This window comes from Promicromonospora sp. NPDC060271, assembly GCF_042726755.1.
Lineage (GTDB): Bacteria > Actinomycetota > Actinomycetes > Actinomycetales > Cellulomonadaceae > Promicromonospora.
On sequence record NZ_JBHXBG010000005.1, the window covers coordinates 35,476 to 53,819 of the forward strand.

General features: G+C 69.3%; 16 protein-coding genes. 5 read left to right on the forward strand and 11 right to left on the reverse strand.

Going from position 1 to position 18,344, the window contains the following annotated elements; all coding sequences use genetic code 11:
• Positions 1-135 precede the first annotated feature (135 nt).
• Positions 136-1,143, reverse strand: a complete 1,008-nt coding sequence (locus ACFWE2_RS01620) for a LacI family DNA-binding transcriptional regulator (protein ID WP_377222455.1) — start codon at positions 1,141-1,143, stop codon at positions 136-138.
• 286 nt (positions 1,144-1,429) lie between these two features.
• Here ACFWE2_RS01620 and ACFWE2_RS01625 point away from each other — a divergent pair, with 286 nt between their 5' ends.
• The 3 genes from ACFWE2_RS01625 to ACFWE2_RS01635 are packed head-to-tail and all read left to right on the forward strand — an operon-like array spanning position 1,430 to position 4,588.
• Complete coding sequence (locus tag ACFWE2_RS01625; RefSeq protein ID WP_377222456.1) at positions 1,430-2,368, forward strand: carbohydrate ABC transporter permease; 939 nt, start codon at positions 1,430-1,432, stop codon at positions 2,366-2,368.
• Entirely contained in the window at positions 2,361-3,212 is an 852-nt protein-coding gene (locus ACFWE2_RS01630) for a carbohydrate ABC transporter permease (RefSeq protein ID WP_377222457.1), read from the forward strand. The genes ACFWE2_RS01625 and ACFWE2_RS01630 overlap by 8 nt, the downstream gene beginning before the upstream one ends.
• A gap of 59 nt (positions 3,213-3,271) precedes the next feature.
• Positions 3,272-4,588 carry an ABC transporter substrate-binding protein gene (locus tag ACFWE2_RS01635; protein ID WP_377222458.1) on the forward strand — a complete coding sequence of 439 codons (1,317 nt, stop codon included), beginning with the start codon at positions 3,272-3,274 and terminating at the stop codon, positions 4,586-4,588.
• Between the two features lie 97 nt (positions 4,589-4,685).
• On the opposite strand, the gene ACFWE2_RS01640 is transcribed toward ACFWE2_RS01635, so the two are convergent.
• The 6 genes from ACFWE2_RS01640 to ACFWE2_RS01665 all read right to left on the reverse strand — a co-directional run bounded on the left by ACFWE2_RS01640 (position 4,686) and on the right by ACFWE2_RS01665 (position 12,749).
• Entirely contained in the window at positions 4,686-6,704 is a 2,019-nt protein-coding gene (locus tag ACFWE2_RS01640) for a beta-galactosidase (protein ID WP_377222459.1), read from the reverse strand.
• Complete coding sequence (locus ACFWE2_RS01645; RefSeq protein ID WP_377222460.1) at positions 6,701-7,573, reverse strand: carbohydrate ABC transporter permease; 873 nt, start codon at positions 7,571-7,573, stop codon at positions 6,701-6,703. The genes ACFWE2_RS01640 and ACFWE2_RS01645 overlap by 4 nt, the downstream gene beginning before the upstream one ends.
• Positions 7,570-8,421, reverse strand: a complete 852-nt coding sequence (locus tag ACFWE2_RS01650; protein ID WP_377222461.1) for a carbohydrate ABC transporter permease — start codon at positions 8,419-8,421, stop codon at positions 7,570-7,572. Before ACFWE2_RS01650 ends, ACFWE2_RS01645 begins: the two co-directional genes overlap by 4 nt.
• 152 nt (positions 8,422-8,573) lie before the next feature.
• A complete protein-coding gene (locus ACFWE2_RS01655) occupies positions 8,574-9,869 on the reverse strand; it encodes an ABC transporter substrate-binding protein (RefSeq protein WP_377222462.1) in 1,296 nt (431 codons plus the stop codon).
• Between the two features lie 190 nt (positions 9,870-10,059).
• Entirely contained in the window at positions 10,060-11,208 is a 1,149-nt protein-coding gene (locus ACFWE2_RS01660) for an ROK family protein (RefSeq protein ID WP_377222463.1), read from the reverse strand.
• Positions 11,209-11,276: 68 nt separating this feature from the next.
• Complete coding sequence (locus ACFWE2_RS01665; RefSeq protein WP_377222464.1) at positions 11,277-12,749, reverse strand: alpha-L-fucosidase; 1,473 nt, start codon at positions 12,747-12,749, stop codon at positions 11,277-11,279.
• A 315-nt stretch (positions 12,750-13,064) separates the two neighbouring features.
• Here ACFWE2_RS01665 and ACFWE2_RS01670 point away from each other — a divergent pair, with 315 nt between their 5' ends.
• Positions 13,065-13,322, forward strand: a complete 258-nt coding sequence (locus ACFWE2_RS01670; RefSeq protein WP_377222465.1) for a hypothetical protein — start codon at positions 13,065-13,067, stop codon at positions 13,320-13,322.
• Between the two features lie 209 nt (positions 13,323-13,531).
• On the opposite strand, the gene ACFWE2_RS01675 is transcribed toward ACFWE2_RS01670, so the two are convergent.
• The 3 genes from ACFWE2_RS01675 to ACFWE2_RS01685 form a co-directional block, all read right to left on the reverse strand.
• Positions 13,532-14,410: a universal stress protein gene (locus ACFWE2_RS01675; protein WP_377222466.1), complete on the reverse strand. Its 879-nt coding sequence runs from the start codon at positions 14,408-14,410 to the stop codon at positions 13,532-13,534.
• A 73-nt stretch (positions 14,411-14,483) separates the two neighbouring features.
• Positions 14,484-14,798 carry a universal stress protein gene (locus tag ACFWE2_RS01680; protein WP_377222467.1) on the reverse strand — a complete coding sequence of 105 codons (315 nt, stop codon included), beginning with the start codon at positions 14,796-14,798 and terminating at the stop codon, positions 14,484-14,486.
• A gap of 19 nt (positions 14,799-14,817) precedes the next feature.
• A complete protein-coding gene (locus tag ACFWE2_RS01685; protein WP_377222468.1) occupies positions 14,818-15,693 on the reverse strand; it encodes a universal stress protein in 876 nt (291 codons plus the stop codon).
• A gap of 149 nt (positions 15,694-15,842) precedes the next feature.
• On the opposite strand from ACFWE2_RS01685, the gene ACFWE2_RS01690 reads away from it, so the two are divergent.
• Positions 15,843-17,513, forward strand: a complete 1,671-nt coding sequence (locus ACFWE2_RS01690; RefSeq protein WP_377222469.1) for a GAF domain-containing protein — start codon at positions 15,843-15,845, stop codon at positions 17,511-17,513.
• A 38-nt stretch (positions 17,514-17,551) separates the two neighbouring features.
• Here the strand turns inward: ACFWE2_RS01690 and ACFWE2_RS01695 are convergent, their stop codons facing one another.
• On the reverse strand, positions 17,552-18,205 hold the full coding sequence (locus tag ACFWE2_RS01695; protein WP_377222470.1) for a response regulator: 654 nt from the start codon (positions 18,203-18,205) through the stop codon (positions 17,552-17,554).
• Positions 18,206-18,344: the final 139 nt, after the last annotated feature.

Sequence of the window (18,344 nt, forward strand, 5' to 3'; positions counted from 1 at the left end):
GCGCGGCGTCAGGTAGGCGACGAGACGCGTTCGACCTTGTCGAGGAAGGGGGGACGGTGTCGCGTGGCAGGGCTACCGGCGCGCGGGCCGCATGAGTCTCCGCTGTCCGCGGGACACCAGGTCGCCCGGGGGCTACTACTGCCGTCCTGCCTGTGTGTCGGGGGAGGCGATCGACTCCCGCCAGATGATCTGGTTGAGCGGCTCTTCGTACTCGGGCGGCGCTTCCTTGCGCAGTGCCGCGACGAGGCGGAGCATGGCTCGGCGGCCGGCCTCGGCCCGGTTGTTGTCCACCGTGGTCAGCGAGGGGGACAGGAACGGACCGACGTCGTAGTTGTCCCACCCGGTCACGCTCAGGTCTCCGGGCACGCTCCAACCACGCTCGGCGGCGCCGCGCATCACTCCGACCGCCACGAGATCGTTGACGGCGAGGACGGCGACCGGGGGAGCGTCGTCGGGAAGAGCTCGCACCGCCTCGACGCCGATCTCGCCCGTCCAGCCGTGGCCGACGACTCCGAGCGACTCCAGCCCGAGGCGTTCGACCGTCTCGATGAACACCTGTTCTCGCGCTCGCGCGGAAAGGAAGTCGGAGGGCCCCGCGACGTGCAGAAAGCGCTTGTGGCCAAGAGAGGCCAGGCGCTCGATGAACAGCCGCACCGGAGTGGCATCGGCGAGCTCACCCGCGGAGTGCATCTCGTCGTCGAAGTTCGCTGACGTGACGATCGGAACATCGGGCGGAGCCTTGGTCTCGAGGCCGGGCTCCACGGGGGCGAAGGACAGTACGCCTTCGAACTCTCCTGATCCGGCCAGCTCCAGCACGCGCCGGCTACGGAGCCCGATGTGGCCGTCGACGCTGTGGACCTCCATGGTGTAGCCGGCGTGCTCTGCCGCGGCACCCGCACCGGCGAGCATGTGTACGGGGTTGTAGATGGGCAGTCCCATCACCACGGCGACGCGGCCTGTGCGCCTCGTGCGCATCGCTCGCGCCACGAGATTGGGCTGGTAGTTCAGCTCCTCGACGGCGCGCAGCACCCGCTCGCGCGTCTCGGCCGAGATCGACCCCTTCCCCGCGAGGACGTACGAAACCGTCGACTGTGCCACGCCTGCAAGGCGTGCGACATCGCGGCTGGTCGCGCGCTCCGCCATCGTCCGTTCCCCTCGTGGTCTTCCCGGTCGCACCAGTGTGCCCGCCCTGTGGGCCTGGCGACCGTCTTGACACCGGTCATCGTTGCGTACAGCATAGCGATACGTATCACCACCGATACGTATCACCACCCGTGTCGCCGAAGCGGCCGTCACGGGTCTTGCGACCTCAAGGAGGAGGGAGTCTCTTGAGCTCGATCACGCCGCTGCGGCGCCGTTCACGATCCTGCGGTCGATTCCCGCTGCCGCACCTGTCGGGTGCGCGACCTGCGACAAGGCGGTGCCCGCGATGAGCGCACTCGGCGAGCTTCGCCAGCTGCGTACCCGCCGTGCGGGTGGGACCGGTGACAAGAGCGCGAAGGCCGACGGTCGGGCCGCGCTCGGGTTCCTCGCGCCGTGGCTCGTGGGGTTCGTGGGCATCACGCTCGGTCCGATGCTGGTGTCGCTCTACCTGGCGTTCACCAACTACAACCTGCTCCAGGACCCGGTCTTCACCGGCCTCGACAACGTCCAGCGCATGCTCGGCGACGAGCGCCTCGCCCGGTCCCTCGGAGTGACGTTCACCTACGTCCTCGTGTCCGTGCCGATCCAGCTTGCTGTCGCTCTCGGCATCGCGGTCGTCCTCGACCGGGGCCTCCGTGGCCTCCCGCTGTACAGGTCGGTGCTCTACCTCCCGTCCCTGCTGGGCGGGAGTGTGGCCATCGCGGTCCTGTGGCGACTTGTCTTCGGTGCCGAGGGCCTTCTGAACTCGTTCCTGGCATTGTTCGGCATCCAGGGGCCGGCATGGATCGCCGAGCCGAGCACAGCACTAGGCACCATCATGGCGCTTCACGTGTGGACCTTCGGCTCGCCCATGGTCATCTTTCTCGCGGGCCTTCGCCAGATTCCGTCAGAGCTTCAGGAGGCGGCACAGGTCGACGGGGCGTCCAGGTGGAGACGGTTCCGCTCGATCACCCTGCCGCTGCTGAGCCCGATCATCTTCTTCAACCTGGTTCTCGGGATCATCGGATCGTTCCAGGCATTCACACAGGCCTTCATCATCTCCAACGGCAGCGGTGGGCCGGCGGACTCGACCCTCTTCTTTTCCCTGTACCTCTATCAGGAGGGATTCGCCGGCCTGAGAATGGGCTACGCCTCGGCCCTCGCGTGGCTGCTGCTCATCATCATCGGGGCGTTCACGGCGATCAACTTCTGGCTCTCCAAGTATTGGGTCTTCTACAATGACTGATCGCCAGCGAAAGATCCCTTCCTCGATACGCAGCGCGACGACGCACGGCGTACTCATCGTCGTCGTGCTGGTCATGTTGTATCCGCTCCTGTGGATGCTCGCGAGCTCGGTCCGGCCCAACAGCGAGATATTCACGAGCTCGGGACTCTTCGTCGACACGTTCGACTTCTCGCACTACCCCGATGGCTGGAACGCCCTGCAGCGCCCCTTCGGCGCGTATCTTCTGAATTCCGCGATCGTCGTGGCGGGGTCGGTCGTCGGGAACATCCTCTCGTGCTCGATGGCGGCCTACGCGTTCGCGCGCCTGAACTTCTCCTGGCGGCCGGTCGCATTCGTCATCATGATCGTGACGATCATGCTGCCGATCCATGTCCTGATCATTCCGCAGTACGTGCTTTACGCGCAGCTGGGATGGATCAATACCTTCCTGCCGCTGATCGTGCCCAAGTTTCTTGCCACGGACGCGTTCTTCATATTCCTCATGGTGCAGTTCATCCGTGGAATTCCGCGTGAGCTCGACGAGGCGGCTCGTCTCGACGGAGCCGGGCACGCGCGCATCTATCTGCAGATCATGCTGCCGCTGATGGTGCCGGCGATCGCCACCACCGCGGTGTTCACGTTCATCTGGACCTGGAACGACTTCTTCTCCCAGCTCATCTTCCTCACCAAACCCGACGGATACACAGTGCCTGTCGCCCTGCGCTCGTTCATCGACGCGCAGTCGCAGTCAGATTTCGGCGCGTTGTTCGCCATGAGCGTCGTATCGCTCGTCCCGGTGTTCTTCGTCTTCCTGCTCGGCCAGCGGTTCCTCCTGCGAGGGATCGCGACGACCGGCGGGAAGTAGACGCCGAACCATCGAGCACCACCCATTTCACGTCAAGCTGACACGGAAGGCAGTTTTTAATGCGACGGATACACAAGGGCGCGGGGATGGCGGCGCTGGCAGCCGTCGGCATGCTCCTCGCGGGCTGCGGGATCGCTTCTACCGGAAGTGGCGATGTCGAGCTCTCTGAGCAGGACGTCACGATCTCCATGACCTGGTGGGGCGGGGATGCCCGGACGCAGGCCACGCTGGAGGCCATCGAGCTCTTCGAGGCAGACCATCCGAACATCACCGTCGAACCGCAGTTCGCCGACTGGAGCGGCTACTGGGACCGGCTGGCGACGACGACCGCCGGAGGCGAAGCCCCGGACGTGATGCAGTTCGACGAGGTCTACCTCGCCTCCTACGGAGCAAGGGGCGCCCTGACGGACCTGGAGTCTCTCTCCGGCGTCCTGAAGACGGACGACCTCGATGACTCGGTGCTCGACTCGGGTCGGGTGGGCGAGCAGCTGCTGGGCCTGCCGATCGGTGCGGCGCCCAACGGCGTCATCATCAACAAGAGCCTGTTCGAGAAGTACGACGTGCCGCTGCCCGACACCACGTCGTGGACGTGGGACGAGTTCAACGCCACGGCGGAGGCACTCTCCGACGCTTCGGGCGGAGAGGTGCGCGGCGTCAACCTCTTCGGGGCTGACACGTTCAGCCTGCGGATCTGGGCGCGACAGCACGGTGACGAGCTGTTCGACGCCGACGGCAACGTCGCCATCAGCGCCAAGACCGTCGAGGACTACTTCGACCTGGAGCGGAGCTGGATCGACTCGGGCGCCTCGGCGTCTGCCGCCGAGTGGGCCGAGACCAGCGGAGTTCCCCTCGACCAGAGCTCGATCGTCACCGGCGGCGTCGGCATGATGTTCATCGCGGCCGGTTCCTTTCCCTCCTACCAGGCGGCTGCACCGGACTTCGAGTACACGATCGCGAACTGGCCGACGGACGACGCGACCGAGGACGGGTTCCAGTATCTGAAGCCGTCGATGTACTGGTCGGTCTCGTCCAGGAGTGAGCACCCGGCCGAGGCCGGTCTGCTGGTGAACTTCCTCAACAGCGACGAGCGCGTCGCCGAGCTGTTCGGGGTGGAGCGCGGCGTCCCGGTCAATCCGGTCATGAAGGACGCCGTCGCAGGCTCGCTCGACGAGGCGAACCAGCTGGTGGTCGACTTCACGGAGGACATGGGCGAGGAGTCCGGACCGGGCTCCCCGGTCACGCCGAACGGCGCCAGCGACGTGCAGACCATCATCGGCCGCTACAACGAGCAGGTGCTGCTGGGCCAGATGTCCGTCGAGGAGGCGGCGGCTGGCTTCATCGACGAGGTCCAGAACGCGATCGACGCCGCCTCCTGACCTCCTACGGCGACCACCCCGCGAGGCGCTGAGCCGCATCTTGGCTGCGCGTGGGCCCTTCTCCCGGCAGGGAGAAGGGCCCACACGTGAGTGCCGGTCAGACGTCCTTGCGACGGCGGACCACGCGGACGTCGCCTGCGGGCACGACGAGCGCGTCGTCGACGGTGAGCCCGGTGAGCAGCTCGGAGCCCTGGATGCTGAGCTTGGCGTCGTCGGCCGCATGGTTGATGAGGAAGACGAACTCGTCGGTGTCGGTCTCGCGCGTGCCGACCTCGAGGCCGGGAATCCTGTCGGTGACGGGCGCAGGGGCCGGCTCGATCAGATCGGTGACGAGCGCGTCGATCGCCGGGCCGTCGATCCCGGCCGAGACGTAGATGGCCCGGCCGCCTCCTAGATGGGTCCGGACGGTCACAGCGGGCCGGCCGTCCAGCGGCCCACCCTGGTAGCGCGCGACGACGTCGGCCTCGTCGGCGTGGACGTGCTCGGTCCACTCCCGGCCGCTCCAGCCGTTGTCGAGCCGGAAGGTCTCGCCTTCTTGCAGGGGGTAGAACTCCTCGGTCCAGGCGCCCAGGACGTCGCGGAACGCCCCGGGATAGCCGCCGAGGCGGACCTGGTCGTTCTCGTCGACGATCCCGGAGAACGCCGTGACGACCAGGGTGCCGCCGGCCGCGACGAACTCCTCGGCCCGCCTGGCCGTGTCGTCAGCGACCAGGAAGAGCTGTGGCACGACCAGGGTGTCGTAGCCGGCGAAGTCGTTCCACGGTGGGAGGACGTCGACGCCGTCGCCCCGGCGCCAGAACGCGGCGTGCCACGCGCGGACCGCCGCGCCGTAGGGCAGGAAGTTGTTCGGCTTCACACCGCGACGGATGGCCCACCCAGCCTCGTTGTCGAACAGGATGCCGACCCTGGCGGCCGGCACGCGGGAACCGAGGACGGGCGCGAGCCGCTCGAGGTGGGCGCCGAGCGTGCTGACCTCGCGGAAGATCTTGGTGTCCGGTCCGGCGTGGGGGACCATCCCGGAGTGGAACTGCTCGGCGCCGGCCCGGGAGGCGCGCCACTGGAAGTACATGACGCCGTCGGCGCCGTGCGCGACGTGGCTGATGGCGTCACGGATGAGCTCGCCCGGGTTCTTGGCGCGGTTGCGTGGTTGCCAGTTCACGGCGCTGGTCGAGTGCTCCATGAGGAGCCACGGCCGCCGGTCGGTGGTCAGGGAGCGCATCCGGTCGCCGGAGAACGCGACATCCTGCTGCGGCACGGGGTCGGGTGACCGCGTGTAGTGATCGTTGGCGAGGATGTCCATGTGCGGCGCCCAGCGGGCGTAGTCGACGGCGTCCGGTTCGGCCCCGACCATGAAGTTGGTGGTCACGGGCAGGTCGGGGGTGATCTCCTTGAGCAGCGTCCGCTCGGCGAGATAGTGCTCGAGCAGCTCGTCGGAGGAGAACCGGTCGAAGTCGAGCATGAGGGACGGGTTCTTCGAGTCGTTGCCACGAGGCGGCAGGATGTGCTCGAAGCTGCGGTAGTAGTGGCCCCAGAACGCCGTGCCCCAGGCCTCGTTGAGCTTCTCGACCGTTCCGTACTTCCGCTCCAGCCAGATACGGAACGCGGCGGCGGACACGTCGCAGTAGCAGTGTCCGTTGCCGCCGCCGAGCTCGTTGCTGACGTGCCACATCACGACGTGCTCACGCGAGCCGTAGCGTTCGGCGACGGCCCGGACGATGCGCAGGGCGTGCCTGCGGAAGTCGGGGTTGCTGGGGCACCAGCCCAGCCGGGCGCCGGGCCAGTGCTGCGTCATGTCGTGGTCGACGGGCGGGAACTCGGGGTGCTCGGCCAGGAGCCAGCTGGGCGGGGCGGCGGTGGGTGTGGCCAGGTCGATCGAGATGTCGTTCTGCTCGAGGAGGTCGATGATCTCGTCGAACCAGGCCCAGTCGTAGACGCCCTCTGCCGTCTCCAGCAGACCCCAGGAGAAGATGCCGAGGGAGACCATGTTGACCCCGGCCTTGCGCATGAGGTCGACGTCCTCGCGCCAGACCGACGGGTCCCACTGTTCGGGGTTGTAGTCGCCGCCGAAGCTGAGGCCCGTCGTGGGCCAGGGCTGGTCGGTGTGGGACAGGGTCATCCTTTGACTCCTCCGGAGATCAGGTCGAGCCGCCAGAAGCGCTGCAGGAACAGCACGAGGGCGATGAGGGGAACGATCGCGACGGCGGCGCCGGTGATCGCGAGCGAGTAGAGCGCGGGGGAGCCCGAGCCCTGGTACAGCAGCGAGCTCAGTCCAACCGTCAGGGGGAACGTGGACGGGTCGGCGAGCATGATGTAGGGCAGGAGGAAGTTGTTCCAGATGCCCACGAACTGCAGCAGGAAGACGGTGACCATGCCGGGCACCATCAGGGGCAGCACGATGCTCCGGAAGATGCGCCACTCGCCCGCGCCGTCGATCCGCGCGGCTTCGAGGGCCTCCTGGGCGATCGACCCTTCGGCGAACACCTTGCACAGGTAGATGCCGAAGGGACTGATGATGCTCGGCAGCAGCACGGACCAGCGGGTGCCGGCCAGCTGCAGCTCGGAGAGCAGGAGGTACTGCGGTACCGCGAGCGTGATGCCCGGGATGAGCAGACCGGCGAGAAGGGCGACGAAGAAGACGCGTCCCCCGGCGAAGTCGTACTTCGCCAGCGCGTAGCCGGCCGCTGCCGACACGAGCGTGGACAACAGCCCGCCCAGCCCGGCGTACAGCGCGGAGTTGAGCGCCCACATGCCGTACGCGCCGTCCTCACGGGTGAACAGGTCGCCCAGGTTCTGGAGGAGTCCGCTGCCGGGAGCGAACGTGAAGGAGCTGAACAGCTCGCCCGGTGCCTTGGACGCGGCGACGAAGACCCAGATCACCGGGATGAGGCAGTAGATCGCGCCGATGACGAGGATGATCGTGGGAACGACCTTGCCGCGCTGCAGAGGTGATCGTCCGGGACGGGCCGGAGCCGTGACCGTAGTCATGCCATTCCCCTTCGGCTGAGGCGACGGACGACCACGAGGACGACCACGGAGACGGCGGCCGTCCCGATCGCCAGCACCATGGATGCTGCGGCGGCCGAGGAGAGGTTGTCCAGCACGAACGCGTCGCGGTAGATCGTCATCAGCGGCGCCCAGGTGGTGGAGATGCTGTTGGTCAGCGGCATGAGCATCGCGGGCTCGCCGTACAGCTGGAGCGCGCCGAGCAGGGCGAAGATCGACGTGAGGACCAGCGCGGGGCCGACCAGCGGGACCTTGATCCGCAGGGCGACCTGGACCTCGCCGGCGCCGTCGATGCGGGCCGCCTCGATCATCTCGTTCGGGATGCTCCGCAGGGCCGTGTAGATGACGAGCATGTTGAAGCCGATGCCGCCCCAGACCGTGATGTTCGCGATCGACCCGTACAGGCCGTGCGGTTCCAGGAACGGGATGGTTCCGAGGCCCATCGCACGGGTCACGTACGAGAACGGGCTCGTGGCCGGCAGGTACATGAACCCCCACATGAGGGCAGCGACGACACCCGGCACGGCGTAGGGGATGAAGATCGCGGTGCGGCCGAACCGCTTGAGACGGGTTCCGCTCGCATCGAGCAGGAGGGCGAACAGCAGGGCCAGGCCCAGGGTGAGCGGTACCGCGATGATCCCGTAGATCGCCAGCCGGCCCAGGCCGGCCACGAGGCTGGCATTGGTCAGGACCTCGGCGTAGTTCTCGAACCAGACGAAGACCGTCCGACGTGTTCCGAGGATCCCTCCGCCGGTCAGCCGCTGGGCGAAGAAGCTCGATCCGAAGGCGTACCCGAGCGGGACGACGGTAAAGGCGACGTACAGGATCATCGCCGGGGCGCTGAAGAGATACGGCGCGACCCGTGGGCGGAGCGAACGTCTGCGCCGTGGCGGGTGCCGATGGTCAGTTCGTCGCGGGGCCGGGACGGCGGCGCGGTCGGTGGTGGCGTGACTCATGGTCGGTTCTCCCGCCGGCTGCGGGCTCAGTCGCCTTCCTTGACGGTGAAGCCCTGTTCCTTCATGTCCGCGACGACCGCGTCCTGGGTCGCGGTGAGGGCGTCCGCCCACGGGGTCCCGTTCTGGACGGCGGCGTTCATGGCGTCAGTGAAGGCCGCGGCGGCGACGTCGGTGTTGGGGCCCCAGGTCACCGGCTTGGTGTTCTTCGCGATCTCCGCGACGATCTCGTAGTAGTCGGTCTGCTGGGGCATGAGAGCGGGCGGGTCCTGCTCGGTCGCGATCTCCTGGCCGGACAGCGCGGCCGGATAGCCGTTCTGGACGTTGAGGATCATCTCGGCGCCCTCTTCGCTCGCGTTCAGCCACTTCGCGAACTCCGCGGCCTCCTCCGGGTGCTCGCTGGAGGAGGTGACGATGACGGACGACCCGCCCTGGAACGAGACCGTGGGGTCGTCCGCGTCCCAGCGGGGCAGCGGGGCCAGGGCCCACTTGCCGGCAGTCGAGGGGGCCACGCCCTCGATGACGCCGGGTGCCCAGACGGCCGAGGGCCACGTGAGCATGGTGCCGTCGTTGAGCTGCTTGTTGTAGGTCGGCGTCAGGATCGGGTCGGCGGCGATGAGCCCGTCGTCGTACATGTCCTGGAAGAAGTCCATGACCTGGCGTGACTTGTCACCGTCGATGTCGACCGTCCAGGTCTCGCCCTCCACCGACCACCAGTCGTCGCCGGCCTGGGCCGCGACCGGGGCGTACCAGCCCCAGCCGTCGGTGCTGAGGGAGGCCATCGTCAGGCTCGGGTCCTGCTCCTTGATCGTCGCGGCCGCGTCGCGGTAGTCCTGCCACGTCACCGGCGGTTCGACCCCGAACTTCTCGAAGATGTCCTGGCGGTACAGGAGCGCCATCGGGCCCACGTCCTGGGGAATCGCGAACGTGTGGCCGTCGAAGGTGGTCTGCTCCCAGGAGCCCGGTGCAAAGTTCTCCTGGACGTCGGCGACGTGGTCGGTGATGTCCAGGGGGACACCCGAGACGATCATCCGGGGGAGCGCGGTGTTCTCGACCAGGGCCAGGTCGGGAGCGTTGCCGGCGCGCAGCGCCGTGATGAGCTTGGCGGACGAGGTCTCGCCACCGCCCGCGTCGATGTGCTTGACCTGGATGTCCGGGTGCGACGCGTTGAACGCGTCCACCTCTTCCTGTGAGCCGGGGGCCCAGGCCCAGTACTCGAGCGTGACGGGCTCGCCCGTGTCGTCACCGGAGGCTGAGCAACCGGTGATCGCGATCGACGCGAGCCCGAGCGCGAGGACTGCTGCTGTGTTTCGTGCGGTACGCAAGACGTCTCCTTTGACCGAGCTTGGAACGTGGCCGCGGCGTGCGGCGGCCGCGTTCAGGTTCGCGGAGGTCTTCCGAGTTTGTCAAGCGACGAAAATAAGACGGGTGGACGTGGGCCGGGGCGTCCTTCGATGACCTGGGGGCGCGCCTGAGCGTGCTCCGTCGAGCCGACGGAGCACGCGACCGGGCTCCTCAGTAGTAGCCCTGGGTGCTCACGCTCCGGTAGAGGGCCAGCGCGGCGGCGGCCCTGGCCCATTCCACGAAGTTGAAGTCGGGCAGGTCGACCTGGACGTCCCGGTCGCCGAGGTGGGTGCGCTGGAGGGCCGAGTGGAACGGGCCGAGGCGACCCCGCAGGACGGTATGGCTCTCGCCGGTCAGGACGAGCTTGTCCGGGTCCAGGAGGTTCGTGAGATACCCGGCTGCCGTGCCGAGACCGTCCGCCGCGCGGGTCATGACGTCATTGCTCAGCGGATCCCCGTCGTCCGCGCGTGCCGCTACCTCGGACATGGTGCTCGATCCTGGGACGGCACGGGTGACCGCCGTCGTCGAGCAGACGCTCCAGAGGCATCCGCGATGTCCGAGAGGGCATTCGGGGCCACCGGAGAGGACCGGCACGTGGTCGAAGCGGCCGGCCGCGCCGTGGGCGCCGCGGATGATCTGCCGGTCCTCGACCAGGCCGAAGCCGATCTCCTGGCCCACCGAGATCAGGACCATGCTGTTCTGGCCTTCGGCGAGCTGGGGCCACTGCTCGAACGCCGTCAGGGCGACCACGTCGTCGTCGACCCAGAGCGGGACGTCCCATGCCGCGGTGAACTCCTCCTGGAGCTGTTCGCCGATCCCGCGGATCTGCCGGTGCGCCGGGTCGAGCCCGACCCTGCCGAGCGGGCCGCAGATGGCGACAGCCGCCACCCGGAACGACGATGCCGTCTCCTGGAGCCACCTGGCCGCCAACGCGACGACCTCGCTGGGCGCCTCGGTCTCCAGCGAGGCGCTGTCCTCCCAGACCACCCGCCCGTCGAGGTCCACCAGCGCTGCGATGACGTCTGTCCCGCGCAGGTGCAGGCCCAGGAACTGGTACGCGGTCGTGACCGCGTGGAGCATCTCCGCGGGGCGTCCCGTTGCGGCCCGCAGCTCCCGGTGCCCCTCGACCAGCAGGCCGGCGGCTTCCAGGTCGCGCGTGATGGCCGTGAGCCGGGCGCGCGAGATGCGGAGCTTGCGAGCGATGTCGCTCCGCGAGAGCCCGCCCCGCCAGAGGACCTGGTTGAAGGCGGCCTGGGTCGTCGGATGGAACTCCGGCCACCGCTCGATACCGCTGTGCCGGAGAGCGGCAGCCGTGTTCATCGGCACGAACTTAGCAGAGTGCGGGTGGCCTGCCCCGGTTCGCGTGGTCCGCCCCCCCGCACTCCTGGTCACGACGACGAACGCGAGTCCGCGGCGCTCGCCTCCACCGCGGCGACGGTCGCGACCGCGGGGGTGCCCCTGCTCGAGCCGACCGTGACGGTCAGGCCCCGGATCGTCACGGCGGGGAATCGCATGACCCGGCGGTACCCCACGGACTCGGCCTGGGCGAGGACGACGTCGCGGCCTCCCACCACGGCGCGGACGGTCAAGCTCTCGATGCGCTGGCCGTGCCGGATGTCCTCGCTCACGACCACGGCTCCGATCGGCCGTGGCTCGTCGAACGTCAGCTCGACCGCGGGGTGCGCGTCGGCCGGGTCCGGTCGCCACGTGGTGTCCCGGTGCGGGCCGAACTCGCACGAGAAAGCGGTTGGGAGCGTGCCAGCCCCCGTCTCGCCGCGAATGGACGACGGGTAGGCGCACGAGGGCACCACCCCGGTGCGGAACCGTTCGACGAGCTCGCCCAGCCGTGCGAGCTCACGCTGGTCCGGCTCGGCGACGAGGCCGCGAGCATCCGGCGGGACGTTGAGGAGGAACGTCGCGTTGCCTCCGGTGGAGCCGCACCAGATCTCGAAGAGCTCCTCCGCCGTGCGCACGGCAGAGTCCTCCTCGGCGTGGTGGAACCAACCGGGCCGGATGGAGGTGTTGACCTCGGCGGGGTACCAGACGAGGTCGTCGAGGTGGCCGGCCAGGGCCTCGCGGCTACCGAGATCCTCGTCGTTGCTGCGTACCAGGCGCGAGAACTGACCGTCGTCGACCTGCTGGGACTGCTGCGCGATGCGTTCCGCGTCACGCAGCGCGCCAGGGACGACGCTCCACTCGTTCGTGCGCGTGTGGCCGGCCTCGTTCCCGCACCACCGGACGTCGGGTCCGCAGACGCTGATGACCGCGTCCGGCTGGAGGCGGCGGATCGTCTCGTAGTAGCGGTCCCAGTCGTAGACCTGGACGCGACCGTCGGGGCCCTCGCCGTTGGCGCCGTCGAACCAGACCGAGAAGACCGGGCCGTACCGGGTGAGGAGCTCGGTGAGCTGCGCGACGAAGAAGTCGTCATAGGCTCGGCCGGAACCATAGGTGCGCTCGGTGCGGTCCCACGGCGAGAGGTAGACGCCGAACCGGAGGCCGTGCCGCCTCGCCGAGTCCGCTACCTCGGCGACCAGGTCACCGGCGCCGTCGCGCCACGGGGCAGAGGCGACGGAGTGGGCCGTCACGTCGCTGGGCCAGAGACAGAAGCCGTCGTGATGCTTGGCCGTGAGGATCACGCCCGTCATGCCGGCGCTCCTGATCGACCGCATCCATTGATCGGTGTCGAGCCCGGTGGGGTCGAAGAGCGCTGGGTCCTCGTGACCCAGGCCCCATTCGCGGTCGGTCATCGTGTTCATCCCGAAGTGGATGAAGGCGTAGAACTCCAGATTCTGCCAGGCGAGCTGGCGTTCGTGGGGTCGGACCGCGGCGAGGCGGTCGGTCTCGTCGGCAACTGAGGTCATCGGTTCCTGCCTGGTTGTCGTGTCGGGGGCGGCGCCGGCGCGGGCCGGGCCGAGTTAATTTTGTGAGTTGACAAACGAGAACCCTACAGGGTGGGCCGTGATAGGCGGGTCCCAGAGCCCCACCGGGGGCGTTTGCAGTGTCGGCCGTACTCGGTCGGTGACCTCGAAGCCCGACCCGTCGGCCTCTTGACCTCGCAAGACATCGCCGTACAAGTCGTCTGCAAGGTTTCTGCAACAGAGCCTTCATAAATTTGGTGCGACCACTCCGGGCCCTACGACTCACAACAGCTCAGTGCCATCGACTTCGCGGACGGGATGTCCGTTTATGTTCTTTGGCAAAACAACCTCCGCGACAGCAACGGCAACTGGCAGGCTTACCGCAATGGCCGTTGTGAGTACTTTGGCGGCTGGGACAACTGGGGTGAGTGCGCCATCGACATCTACGAGCACACCACGTCCCCGAACGCCAAGGGCGGCAAGGGCAGCCGCGTCCGCATCAAGGCGTGCGTCAACGTTCCCCGGCTTCCTGACGACTGCAGCGACTGGACAGGGTACGTCTACAACGACCAGTGACCACCAGTCAGAAGAAGCGTGACTCGTCCTCGTCCTCCTGAGCGAAGCGCCGGGTGTCGTCGGTAAGCCGGCCGACACCCGGATTGCTCGCTCCCGAAGCCCCCGGGGTAAGCCGTAAACTCTCATCCTTCCCTGGAATGAGAGCCTCCGTCAGAGCCGGGGCGAGACAGCACCGTGGCTTCGCCCTGGTGCCGTGCTTCCTGTACTCGTCAGTTCTTCAGGATCGTGCCCGAACGAGTGAGCACGAGCGGAGCCGGGGTCGGTGCACCGGTCAGCGGAACCACCTCGACCGGGACGTCCGAGGCCCCGAGGACTGCCCGCGGCACCGGCCCGAGACGGACCAGGTGCCGCAAGTCCCGCTGGTGCCGGGCGATCATCAGGAGGTCCGCTTCCGTCGCAGCGTCGACCAGGACGCGCGCCGGCTGTCCGCGGGTGAACGACGTCTCCACCGCGACGTCGGGAAAGACGTCGGACCAGTCACGTGCCAGCGCCTGCAGCGACCTGCCCTCGGACCGGTGCCGGTCGCCCGGGAGGGCGTCAACCTGGGCGACGGCGGCGAGATCCGGGACGTCGCACACATGCACGATCTCCAGGGCCGCACTCCGTGCGGAGGCCTCCGCGAACGCACGTGCCAGCAGCCCGCCGGCGTTCGTACACGACTTGACCCCGACGATGATGCGGTGGTGGTGCCGGGCCCGCCAGTCGGCGGGGACCACCACCACGGCGGCCGCCGTGCGCGCGGCGATCTCCGTGATCACGGCGCTGACGCCGGGCCGCTCGGGGCTCCACGGTGTCGTTTGCCCCAGGACCAGGAGGTCGCCGGCCCCGGCGGCCGCGACCAGCTCGTCCGCAAGCGTGCCGCGCCTGAAACGCCAGTCGAACTCGACGTCAGGCGCGGCGACGCACGCCTCCGTCATGTACGGGTCCATGATCTGGCCCGTGTCGTCGTGGTCCAGGACATGGACCATCCGTACACCGGTGCCCCGCGCGCGGGCCTCGTCAATGGCGAACCGGAGCGCACCCAAACCTTGTCCCCTCCCGTCGACGGCGACGACGACGGCTGGAGCCGATCTCTGCGTAATGACCATGACGGACCGTCCTTCGACTCGATATTTCCTTCGAGACTGCCCGCATGCGAGCGGTCCTCGGCAGGGCTGAGGGTCACGAATCGGCGGGACCTTCTCCGTTGTGCCGGGGACTTTCGTCCCTTTCCGGCGGCGGGACTACGGCCACCGGGCACGCCGCATGGTGGATCAGAGCCTGGCTCGTGGATCCCAGCAGGAGCCCCCGGAACCCGCCCCGTCCCCGCGACCCCACGTGCCAAGGGGCGACGGGGACCGGCGTCCAGACGTGGACCAGCACCAACGGAGCGCGACGGCGGCCGGCTTCCCGGGCCGCCCAGAGCAATGCCTGTGTCGCCGAGGCCGAGCCGTCCACGCCGACCACCACGGGACCCTGCTGCGTCGTCCGGGTCATCGGAACCCTCTCCTCACGATCATCGGGGCTGGTGGTGCGCGTGCACGACCACGACCGGGCACGGCGCCGACCGGAGCACGGCGTCAGGAACGCTGCGCAGCACGCGGCCCATCAGTGGCTGGTGCCTGCGCCCACCCACGAGCAGCAGGTCCTCGGGGGTGAGCCCGTAGCACAGCACGGAGGCAGGGGCTCCACGACGCATCACGATCGTGCAGGTGACCTGCGGGTACTTCTCCGACCACCGCGCCACCCGGTCGGCCAGGTCGGCCCTGGCCGCCTCGCGCCACGAAGCGGCGACGGGGTCCATCTCCGGGAGAGCCGCGGAGATCGCGTCGGTGTCCGTCACGTGCAGCACCTCCAGGGTGCGGTCACGTGCGGCGGCCTCGGCGAACGCGGCGCCCAGCACGTCCGGTTCGTCGTCCCGGTCCACGCCCACCCGGATCCGCCTCGGGTCTCCGGTGGTCGCTCCGGACGGGATCACGGCGACGGCTCCAGGAGCGGTCGCTGCCAGCGCGGAGGAGGTCGAGCCGAGCACCATGCGGTCGAACCTCCCCAGGCCGCGGCGTCCGACGACGACCAGACCGCAGGTCCTGGACCGCCGGCTCAGCTCGTGGGCGGCGTCGCCGGCCACCACGACCACCTCGGCGTCCCGCTCCGGGTGGTGCTCGGTGAGCCAGGTGCGTGCCGCATCGGCAGCCCGACGGGCCTGGTCCCGCAGCTCGCCGATCAGACCGCCGATCCCCGGGTCCGGGGTGATCGGGACGCCGTAGGTGGCCACGGCTGTCAGGTGCGTGTCGTGCAGGTCGGCGGCGCGTGCTGCCCACTCCAGGGCGGCCAGGCTCTCGGCCGAGCCGTCGACCCCGACGACGATGCCGTCGTACCAGGTGATGCTCATGATCGTCCTCCTTCGTCCCCCTCAGGACACCAGCCGGGTGACGTCGTCCGGCAGGGACCGGGGGCCTGCGGGAGCGGGACGAAGGTCCCCGCGGGTTCGCCCCGGCTCGCGCGCTACCGTGGCTCCGGGAGGCACCACAGGAGGCACGGATGGATCGGACGAACACCCCGCAGGACCGCACCGACCTGCTGCTGGAGGCGGTCGTCACGGTCAGCCGTGGCCTGGACCTGGAGACGGTGCTGCACCACATCGTCGAGACCGCGATCGAGCTCGTCGACGCCCGGTACGGTGCGCTGGGCGTGCTGGGTGACGACGGTCGGATCGCCCGGTTCCTGACCGTCGGGCTGACCGACGAGCAGATCGCGGCGATCGGTCCTTACCCCACGGGGCACGGCGTGCTGGGTGAGCTGATCCGCCACCCCGTGCCGCTGCGCCTGCACGACCTGTCCGCCCATCCCGTCTCGGTCGGCTTCCCTGCGCACCACCCGCCGATGCACACCTTCGCGGGGATGCCGCTGCGGGTGCACAGTGCGCCGTTCGGCAACCTCTACCTCACGGACAAGCGCGGCGGGGGAGACTTCACGGCCGAGGACGAGCGGGTGCTGGAAGCCCTCGCCTCGGCGGCGAGCGTGGCCATCGAGAACGCGCGGCTGTACGACGTCGCGCAGCTCCGCGAACGCTGGGCGCGCGCCAACGACCGGATCTCCCGCCAGGTCCTGGCTGGATCGTCGCCCGACGACGTCCTGACGCTCATCGGCAGCCAGGCACGCGAGGTCGCCGACGCCGACCTGACCGCCGTCTCGGTGCCGGACCCGGACACCGGTCGCCTGGTGCTGCAGGCAGCCTCGGGGCTGGGGGCGGAGGACCGGGTGGGTTCGGTCCTGTCGGCGGACGGGACGTTCGCCGCGCTCACGCTCCGCACCGGGGTGCCGATGGTCACCGACGACGCCACGAAGGATGAGCGCGCCGAGTTCGCTCTGGACCTGCCGGTGGAGCTCGGCCCGCTGGCCGTGTGGCCGCTCGGCGAGCACGGGCGTGTCCGCGGTGTCCTGGCCGCGGCACGCGTCCGGGGCAGCCAGCCGTTCTCGTCGGTGGTGGTGGAGGCGCTGGGTGCCTTCGCCGCGCAGGCCGCCGTCGCACTCGAGCTGGCGGAGGGACGTGCTGACGCCGAACGGCTCGTCCTGCTCCGTGACCGCGAGCGGATCGCCCGGGATCTGCACGACCTGGCGATCCAACGGCTGTACGCGACCGGGCTCTCGCTGCAGCGGGTGGCGCGTACCGCGCCACCGGAGGTGGCCGCGCAGCTCACGACGGCGGTCGAGGAGGTGGACGAGACGATCGCCCTGGTGCGGACCACCATCTACCGGTTGCAGCCAGGTGAGCGGTCCGGCGGTGTCGACGCCCGCCGGATCGGTCTGCGCTCCCGCGTCATCACCGAGGTCGACGCCGCCGCGGTCTCGCTCGGGTTCGCGCCGCGGCTGCGCTTCGAGGGTGCGGTGGACACGTTGGTGCCGTCGGACGCCGCCCACCACGTCGTCGCGGTGGTGCGTGAGGCGCTGTCGAACGTCGCCCGGCATGCGTCAGCTTCCCGGGTGGAGGTTCGGCTGGCGGTGGCCGACGACCTTGTGCTCGTGGTGAGCGACGACGGCACGGGCATCCCGCCGACGGCCGCACGCAGCGGGCTACGCAACCTGGCGCAGCGTGCCGGCGAGCTCGGCGGGTCGCTCGCCATCGAGCCCGCGGACCCAGGTGCGGACCGGGGTGGGACGCGTCTGGTGTGGCGCGTGCCGATGCCCGGCGACGACTCCCTGGGGACCTGACTCGAACGTCGTCTCCGTCGCCGTCAAGGGCGTCGAGGTCAGTGCTGTCGGCGTTCGTCCTGTTCGAGGCGGTCGGCGAGCACGGCGGCCTGCGCCCGCCGTTCGAGGCCGAGCTTGGCGAAGATGCTGGAGACGTAGTTCTTGACCGTCTTCTCGGCGAGGAAGAGCTCCGCGCCGATCTGCCGGTTCGTCAGGCCGTGCCCGATCAGGCCGAGGATGCGGCGTTCCTGGTCGGTCAGGCCGGCAAGCGGGTCGGGCTCGTGGTGGGCTCCCGCGCGGATGCGTTCCATGACGCGGGCCGCTGCCCGTGGGTCGAGCATCGACCCGCCGGAGGCGACCGTCAGCACGGCCTGGACCAGGTCGGTGCCGCGGACCTGCTTGAGGACGTAGCCGGCGGCTCCGGCGAGGATCGCGTCGTAGAGGGCTTCGTCGTCGGAGAACGAGGTGAGCATGAGGCAGGCCAGCTCCGGCATGCGGGAGCGGAGCTCGCGGCAGACGGTGACGCCGTCGCCGTCGGGCAGCCGCACGTCCAGGACGACGACGTCGGGGGTCAGCGCGGGGATGCGGTCGAGCGCTTCGCGGGCCGAGCCCGCCTCGCCGACGACGGTCACCCCGGGCTCCGACTCCAGCAGGTCCGCGACGCCGCGGCGCACCACCTCGTGGTCGTCGACGAGGAATACGCGTACGTCCATGCGATCCACGGTAGCGGTCTGCTCTGCCGTGGCGGTGGGCCGCCCCGGGGGCCCCCGGGGGGGGCCCCCGGGGAAGGGGTGGGGGGGGATAGCCAGGGGGGGGACCGCGGGGCCCCGGGGCGGGGGGGCCCCAGGGTGG

What these genes read in the sequence shown, in the direction of transcription:
- ACFWE2_RS01620 (WP_377222455.1), bottom strand. Translation starts at nt 1,143, where the DNA reads ATGGCGGAGCGCGCGACCAGCCGCGATGTCGCACGCCTTGCAGGCGTG.
- ACFWE2_RS01625 (WP_377222456.1), top strand. Translation starts at nt 1,430, where the DNA reads ATGAGCGCACTCGGCGAGCTTCGCCAGCTGCGTACCCGCCGTGCGGGT.
- ACFWE2_RS01630 (WP_377222457.1), top strand. Translation starts at nt 2,361, where the DNA reads ATGACTGATCGCCAGCGAAAGATCCCTTCCTCGATACGCAGCGCGACG.
- ACFWE2_RS01635 (WP_377222458.1), top strand. Translation starts at nt 3,272, where the DNA reads ATGCGACGGATACACAAGGGCGCGGGGATGGCGGCGCTGGCAGCCGTC.
- ACFWE2_RS01640 (WP_377222459.1), bottom strand. Translation starts at nt 6,704, where the DNA reads ATGACCCTGTCCCACACCGACCAGCCCTGGCCCACGACGGGCCTCAGC.
- ACFWE2_RS01645 (WP_377222460.1), bottom strand. Translation starts at nt 7,573, where the DNA reads ATGACTACGGTCACGGCTCCGGCCCGTCCCGGACGATCACCTCTGCAG.
- ACFWE2_RS01650 (WP_377222461.1), bottom strand. Translation starts at nt 8,421, where the DNA reads ATGATCCTGTACGTCGCCTTTACCGTCGTCCCGCTCGGGTACGCCTTC.
- ACFWE2_RS01660 (WP_377222463.1), bottom strand. Translation starts at nt 11,208, where the DNA reads ATGAACACGGCTGCCGCTCTCCGGCACAGCGGTATCGAGCGGTGGCCG.
- ACFWE2_RS01665 (WP_377222464.1), bottom strand. Translation starts at nt 12,749, where the DNA reads ATGACCTCAGTTGCCGACGAGACCGACCGCCTCGCCGCGGTCCGACCC.
- ACFWE2_RS01670 (WP_377222465.1), top strand. Translation starts at nt 13,065, where the DNA reads ATGTCCGTTTATGTTCTTTGGCAAAACAACCTCCGCGACAGCAACGGC.
- ACFWE2_RS01675 (WP_377222466.1), bottom strand. Translation starts at nt 14,410, where the DNA reads ATGGTCATTACGCAGAGATCGGCTCCAGCCGTCGTCGTCGCCGTCGAC.
- ACFWE2_RS01680 (WP_377222467.1), bottom strand. Translation starts at nt 14,798, where the DNA reads ATGACCCGGACGACGCAGCAGGGTCCCGTGGTGGTCGGCGTGGACGGC.
- ACFWE2_RS01685 (WP_377222468.1), bottom strand. Translation starts at nt 15,693, where the DNA reads ATGAGCATCACCTGGTACGACGGCATCGTCGTCGGGGTCGACGGCTCG.
- ACFWE2_RS01690 (WP_377222469.1), top strand. Translation starts at nt 15,843, where the DNA reads ATGGATCGGACGAACACCCCGCAGGACCGCACCGACCTGCTGCTGGAG.
- ACFWE2_RS01695 (WP_377222470.1), bottom strand. Translation starts at nt 18,205, where the DNA reads ATGGACGTACGCGTATTCCTCGTCGACGACCACGAGGTGGTGCGCCGC.